The following is a 562-nucleotide window of genomic DNA, read 5'->3' on the forward strand; positions in this document are numbered from 1 at the left end:
ATTGACCATGATCGAAAGGTCGCCTAACCTATGCCGCACCCGCCGTCCCAACCTTCAACTGTCATTGGGACATTGCCTTATGAATCTCGACAGCGAAATCTGCTACCAAGCAATACTCTCACGTGATCGTCGTTTCGACGGCTGGTTCTACGTCGGAGTGACATCCACCGGCGTTTATTGTCGACCGATCTGCGGGGTTCGGCCACCAAAATTGCTAAATTGCCGCTTCTTTCGCAGCGCAGCCTCGGCAGAGAAAAATGGATTCCGTCCATGTCTTCGATGCCGGCCCGAGCTTGCGCCCGGAGATGCCATGCTGGAGGTCTCCAGTTCTTTGACGAAGGCTGCAGCCGAGTTGATTGAAGGCGGGTTTCTGAACGAAAAAAGCGTACCGGACTTAGCGCAACGAATCGGGGTGTCAGATCGGCATTTGCGAAGAATTTTTGAGAGCGAATTCGGCGTGACACCTCTGCAGTTTGCGCAGACCCTGTATCGGCTCCGGTTGTCTGGACAAGCTTTTGCAGCTCAGGCGGCCAGCTTCATCAGCCTTTCCTGACGGGCTTCG

At 54.6% G+C, this 562-nt stretch carries 1 pseudogene; it reads left to right on the forward strand.

The annotated features are described in order from the left end of the window. Positions 1-79: 79 nt before the first annotated feature. A pseudogene (locus EVC45_RS45085) lies at positions 80-484 on the forward strand (bifunctional transcriptional activator/DNA repair enzyme AdaA); the annotation flags it as partial. Positions 485-562: the final 78 nt, after the last annotated feature.

Origin of the sequence: Paraburkholderia sp. UYCP14C (genome assembly GCF_004197395.1) — a bacterium.
Classification (GTDB): Bacteria; Pseudomonadota; Gammaproteobacteria; order Burkholderiales; family Burkholderiaceae; genus Paraburkholderia.